Here is a 3,607-nt window from a genome sequence, read left to right on the forward strand (position 1 = left end):
TGCTCATATTTTTAGGCATGAATTCTGATGCCATTTTAACATTCATTATTATCCGTTTCGAGATTTCTTTTGGGTTAGCGATCGCGCTCATAACTCAAACGCGATCACCAACTCATTAGTACGCTACATATAGCGTAACTGCGTAAGTCCTGAGAATAACAGAATTTGTTATCGCAATAACAGAATAACAAGATAGAATAACAGGAATTAGAATTTGTTATCGCTAGTAAAAAAAAGCCTTAGTTTTCTAAAGTTAGAAAGTTAAGGCTTAATTAGAGTTTAACTAGGAAATTGTTGGATTCTCAAATCTTCAGGAAACTCGTTAATATCCGCGCCTTTACGGTCTTTGAGTTTAAGTTTGTAATGGCTTTTGGCAACACCGTCAATATATGGGGATGATGCGATCGCATTACTTCCCAACTGTTTGATGAATACTGGGACTTTAGCACTCTGGGCTTGACTAGCAATGCTACGAATCCAATCAACATGACAGGGACGAGAACCCGCTCCTGATTCGCCGCCAACAATGATCCAGTTAGGATAATCATTAGTAGAATAACTACCAATTCCTGGCCAGGATTCAATCCAATCCTCGGCAAGCTCTGACCATTCGATTGGTAAGAACTTGGATAAATCCAGAGGTTCAAGTAGGGGTTCGCAACTCAGAAATCGTACCTTTGCAGGAATTTGCATAAGTAGAGGGATTCGTTTATCTGCTATGGCTTGATTTTCGGCAGATACCCCAAGCCAAACATTATCGGGGATACTCCATTGCAACCCAACAGAATGATCACTATTTCGGGCTATATACCAATCGAAAAATTCAATCATTCGTTCTGGGCGTTTGGTCAGAATTTGATAGGTATGTTGGGGGTTTTCTTCAATTACCTGAAATATTTTTTCAACCCATTGAAATGGGACGTTTTTGTGAAACATATCCGCCATGGAACAGAAAAATATGTTTTTGCTTTTTTTCCAACTAGAAATTTTATCAAGTTGATTTTCAACAAATTCAACCGTTCCATCCCATTCCCCAACTTTTTGATATTGAGAAAATTGTTGGAGCCTTGCCGATTTAGCTGCCGTTGCCGCGTAACAATTTTGACAGCCCGCACTAATTCGGGAGCATCCGACAATCGGGTTAATTGTCTCATCTGTCCAGGCGATAGTTGTCATTGATTTTTCCTAATTGTTTTGGTTAATGTTGGTAAAAAAAAGCCGAGGATTTCTCCCCGACTCTAGTTAATTAGGCTTTAGCAGATTTCAGTTGTTTGTTATTCGTTGCATTCAATTGAGCAACAGGAACTTGATTGAGTTCGGCTTCTGCAATCGCAGCAAAACATTTCGCTTGATTTTCAACCAATCGTTGATCATTACAGACATCCATTGATTGAATCTCTTTTGTCGCTTTCAACGCAGCTAATTCAAGTTCGCCATTGGGTTCCCGATAGCTACTGGCAATGTAGAAATACGGCCCGTGTTTCCCCTCCGTTGGGGTCATTTCAAATCGGAAAATCAAGTTATTGTAGCTTTCACGAATCTTCTCCAAACTATATTTGTTGAAGTTATCCTTCATCCCTTCAGAAGCCCAACTATTAAGCGCATTCTTAACAAATTGTTCCGTTAAAGTGGTAAATTTATCTTTACTTTGACGGTGCATCAAAAAGGTTGAAAGTTCAGAAGCCTTTTCATGGAATTGATCTTTCATTTCGCCACCAACCGGAATCCCCCAAATTTCCATAAATTCTTCGTTAAGATAATTGGGTTCAAAAGTCAGAGTCTTCGTTGAAATTTGAACGATTGCCATTTCAACAAAAGTTCCTTTAGTTAATCCCGCTTTTTCAGCTTTAGAATGGTTTAATCCTTTGGTTTCTCCGGTGACAAAACAACCCCATTCTTTTGAGCAATTTCCACGATAACGACTCGGAGAACTGGGAATCAGAAATCCGTATCCGTCGATTTGGATAATATTCATGGTTTGTTCTAATTTTGTAAGTGGTTTTAGTTTCAGTTTGATTGATTTTTTACTTAGGAAATCAACCAAAAACCCAAGGCGGTAGCTAGATTATATTGAAATTATAACCTAACATTTATCGTTTGAAGCTGATATTTAATCCAGGTTCTTTATAGGCAAGATTCTGAATTAATTGCTGATATTCCGACTTTAAACTTTCAATCCGTTTGGAACTCAAGAGCTTTTCTTTGCGAACTTCAAGCGCTTTAATTTGATTCTCAAGTTCCTCAATCTCAGAATCTAATTTGTTGAGTTTTTCGCCATTGCGTTTAAGGATAATAATTTCCTCAGACCGAATCAATTCCTCTAATTTTGCCAGTTCAGGACTATCTTTTGAACTCACATATTTTTGTCGAAAACAAATAACAACTTTTGCAATGCTATCTTGATAAATAACATTATTCTTGTTGTTATTCATGTTATCTTGATGAATTTGTAATGCTTCGGCAATAGCATCGGATTCAAGTTCAATCAATTGTTCAGAAATAGATTTAATCACAAATTTCTGTTCAACAAACTTTCGGAGTGATTGATTAGGTTCGATAGAAAGTTCATAATTAACTTCAGAATCAATTTCAGAATCAACTTCAAGTTCAGAAATAAATTGAGATTTGTTAGGAATCATTGGTTTAAGTTTGGTTGAGGTTTAGTTGAAAAAAATACCAAGATCCTATAGACAAAAGAATAGAATCCTGGTAATATTAGAATTGATGGTTTACTTACAGCCTGATAGTCTGAGTTTGTTGTTAGGAAAGAATAGCAAACTCATTTTTGTTTTCAGGATTTTCAGCGTGTTCAATACCTTCAGAATCTTGAGAATAATCATCAAGGAAGGATTCAATAGAAGATTTAAAGGCTTTAGATTCAAACTGTCGAATCCACCAATCAGGTTCATTATTGATGCTGTCTTCAATCTTGGAGAGCCATTTGGAAAGAGCTTGTTTGACGAGATGTTGGGGAATGCGATCGCAATCAAAAACCCCATCAGATTGAAGTCGTTCGATAATCAAATCAACATCAAGATTGAGTTCAGGATTGAGTTTAGTTTCCATTGTTTTGCAAGGATTAAAGTTCATTAAATCTAAGCGGTAGCTAGTCTTTGAGAACTTACAGAACTAGAACTCAAAACAATTAGAGTTCCAGTTGGAGAAAGCAGGTAGCTATCGGGTTGAAAAACACGACGAACATCGGTAATTCGTAAATGTTGAAGTTCAAGAAGCCCCTGAGAATAAAATCGCCAAAATCCTTCATTGTAGAGATATTGGCAAAGATAAAAGCCATAGTTTGGGTGAATATTCTGAGGAGCTAACATTCCAAAACAACCCTTTTTGTATTCACGAATTGGTTTACCTAACATATCCCGATTATGCTTTGCAATTAACCAGAAATCTGCACCTTCAAAAGCACTGTGAATTGTCCATTGATACGCATGACGTTGATACATTATTTTGATTCCAAATAACATCAACGTCATTAAGCGGTAGCTAGTTTCAATCAAAAGCTAGTTTCAATCAAATAAATTCAATTGTTTTAAGGGTTCTTCATAGCTAATTTCAAAAGTATTGGGATTGAAAATAATCAAAGGTAGTTTAG

General features: G+C 36.5%; 5 protein-coding genes. All 5 read right to left on the reverse strand.

Features of this window, described 5'->3' with window-relative positions:
- Window positions 1–279: 279 nt before the first annotated feature.
- A complete protein-coding gene (locus PL9631_RS03505) occupies window positions 280–1,176 on the reverse strand; it encodes a phage Gp37/Gp68 family protein (protein ID WP_083617009.1) in 897 nt (298 codons plus the stop codon).
- Between the two features lie 70 nt (window positions 1,177–1,246).
- A complete protein-coding gene (locus PL9631_RS03510; protein WP_197046254.1) occupies window positions 1,247–1,975 on the reverse strand; it encodes a hypothetical protein in 729 nt (242 codons plus the stop codon).
- A gap of 115 nt (window positions 1,976–2,090) precedes the next feature.
- The gene (locus PL9631_RS03515; protein ID WP_083617018.1) at window positions 2,091–2,639 is read right to left on the reverse strand and encodes a hypothetical protein; all 549 of its coding nucleotides are present in this window, start codon (window positions 2,637–2,639) and stop codon (window positions 2,091–2,093) included.
- Window positions 2,640–2,760: 121 nt separating this feature from the next.
- Window positions 2,761–3,066, reverse strand: coding sequence for a hypothetical protein (locus PL9631_RS03520; RefSeq protein ID WP_083617021.1), 306 nt, complete (start codon window positions 3,064–3,066; stop codon window positions 2,761–2,763).
- Window positions 3,067–3,095: 29 nt separating this feature from the next.
- Window positions 3,096–3,512, reverse strand: a complete 417-nt coding sequence (locus tag PL9631_RS03525) for a hypothetical protein (RefSeq protein WP_231516631.1) — start codon at window positions 3,510–3,512, stop codon at window positions 3,096–3,098.
- Between the last annotated feature and the right edge of the window lie 95 nt (window positions 3,513–3,607).

The organism is Planktothrix paucivesiculata PCC 9631 (assembly GCF_900009265.2).
GTDB classification, from domain to species: domain Bacteria; phylum Cyanobacteriota; class Cyanobacteriia; order Cyanobacteriales; family Microcoleaceae; genus Planktothrix; species Planktothrix paucivesiculata.

Excerpts from the sequence above, each read along its gene's own strand:
- PL9631_RS03505 (WP_083617009.1), bottom strand. The coding sequence starts at position 1,176 with ATGACAACTATCGCCTGGACAGATGAGACAATTAACCCGATTGTCGGA.
- PL9631_RS03515 (WP_083617018.1), bottom strand. The coding sequence starts at position 2,639 with ATGATTCCTAACAAATCTCAATTTATTTCTGAACTTGAAGTTGATTCT.
- PL9631_RS03520 (WP_083617021.1), bottom strand. The coding sequence starts at position 3,066 with ATGGAAACTAAACTCAATCCTGAACTCAATCTTGATGTTGATTTGATT.
- PL9631_RS03510 (WP_197046254.1), bottom strand. The coding sequence starts at position 1,975 with ATGAATATTATCCAAATCGACGGATACGGATTTCTGATTCCCAGTTCT.